The sequence below is a fragment of the Streptomyces kebangsaanensis genome (assembly GCF_001906585.1).
In the GTDB taxonomy this organism is placed as follows: domain Bacteria; phylum Actinomycetota; class Actinomycetes; order Streptomycetales; family Streptomycetaceae; genus Streptomyces; species Streptomyces kebangsaanensis.
In genome coordinates, this window is record NZ_JUJA01000148.1 from 17,136 (window position 1) to 18,937 (window position 1,802).

At 73.4% G+C, this 1,802-nt stretch carries 2 protein-coding genes and 1 pseudogene; all 3 read right to left on the reverse strand.

Annotated features, from left to right (window positions below):
* Positions 1–972: GAF domain-containing protein (locus RH94_RS23900; protein ID WP_234425993.1), on the reverse strand; the 972-nt coding region annotated here is incomplete at its 3' end.
* Between the two features lie 84 nt (positions 973–1,056).
* Positions 1,057–1,517 (reverse strand): N-acetylmuramoyl-L-alanine amidase (locus RH94_RS23905; protein ID WP_234425994.1); only part of this gene is annotated, 461 nt, incomplete at its 5' end.
* Between the two features lie 3 nt (positions 1,518–1,520).
* Positions 1,521–1,660 (reverse strand): annotated as a pseudogene (locus RH94_RS44365) (N-acetylmuramoyl-L-alanine amidase); the annotation flags it as partial.
* Positions 1,661–1,802 lie beyond the last annotated feature (142 nt).

Below are 1,802 nucleotides of genomic sequence, written 5' to 3' on the forward strand. Positions count from 1 at the left end.
CCGCCGCTCCACCGCCGCCACGTCCGACTCCACCGGAACGGTGAGCCGGTACGGGCGCGAGGCGAGCAGGCCCGGACCGAGCACCCGGCGCAGCCGGGCCAGCTCGGCCCGCAGCGTCACCGGAGTGACCGACTCGTCCTCGTACAGCGCGCACAGCAGCTCGTCCCCGGTCAGGCCCTCCGGGTGACGGGCCAGCAGCACCATGATCTCGCTGTGCCTGCGACTCAACCGTATGCCGCGGCCGCCCGCCGTGAGCCGCGCCTCGTCGCGGCCCAGCACGGCCAGCTCGGGCGCGCCGGCGGCGGTCCTGCGCGGGCCGAGCAGCGCCAGCTGGGACTCGGCGGCCCGCGCCACCGCCTGCACGAAGCCGAGGCTGTGCGGGTGTGCGAGCCCGTCCCCGCCGGTGATGTCCACGGCGCCGAGCACCTGCCCGGTGCGCGGATCGTGCACCGGGGCCGCCGCGCAGGTCCAGGGCTGGACGCGGCGGATGAAGTGTTCGGCCGCGAACACCTGCACCGGCCGGTCGACGGCGACCGCGGTGCCCGGCGCGTTCGTCCCGACGGCGGACTCCGCCCAGCGCGCGCCGGGCACGAAGTTCATCCGGTCGGCCTTCCGCCGCGTCGCAGGATGACCCTCCACCCACAGCAGCCTGCCGTGCGCGTCGCACACCGCGAGCAGGTGCTCCCCGTCGGCGGCGAACGAGCCCAGCAGCTCCCGGAACAGAGGCATCACGGGGGCCAGCGGATGCTCCGCCCGGTAGGCGCCGAGATCGCCGTCCGCGATCTCCACACGCGCGGTGCCGTCCGGCCCGACACCGGCCCGCGCGGAACGCCGCCATGAGTCGGCCACCACCGGACGCACCGGGCGCGGCACCGTGCCCACCTCGGTGAACGTCTCGTGCGCCCGGCGCAGCACCCGAACGCGCTCGGCAGGGTCCGTCCCCGGCTCCAGGGCCACCCACGGATCGGTCAACTCGGCCTCCCCGGACGATGATGCGGCTGGTGCCATGGTCACCCTCGGTGTGCGCCCGGACAACCTCTTCGACCCGGCTCGCCGTCAGGCGAAGTTGACCAGCCTGATGTAGCGCACCCAGTCCCAGTACGGCCCGGGATCGGTGTGGTCGGTGCCCGGCACCTCGTGGTGCCCGATGATGTGCGCGCGGTCCTTGGGGATGCCGTATCTGTCGCAGACCGCCGCGGTGAGTGCGGCCGACTGCTCGTACAGGGCGTTGGTGAAGTAGGCGGGCTTGTCCACCCAGCCCTCGTGCTCGATGCCGATGCTGCGGGTGTTGTAGTCCCAGTTCCCCGCGTGCCAGGCGATGTCCGACTCGCGGACGCACTGCGCGACGTGCCCGTCGGCGGACCGGACGACGTAGTGGGCGGACACTTTCTTCTGCGGGTTCTGGAAGATGGCCAGGGCGTCGGTGTACGTCTCCTGCGTGACGTGGATGATCACCCGGTCGAGCGTGTAGGCCGTGGGCCGGCTGGACGCCGTGTAGTTGGAGCCGCTCGCCGGCTNNNTGCCACTCGGCGGGCGGGTAGTCGACGGCCCGCGTCCGCGCGCCGACCCACGGGATGGGGAGTAAGGCGTGGGGGACGGCGGCCAGGGCGGCGCCCTTGAGCAGCCGTCGTCTGCTGGGGAGGGGTCGGGCCAGGTCCATGGCGGTGGTCTTTCCGTGGGGGAGTCGGGCGGTTCTGTGGGGATGGGCGTCGGGTGGTGCGAGAGGTTTATGGGGTGTCGGTGGGGCCTGCGGGGACATTCGTCGGCGTCGTACAGGCCGACCGGGCCGGCGGACGGGGCTC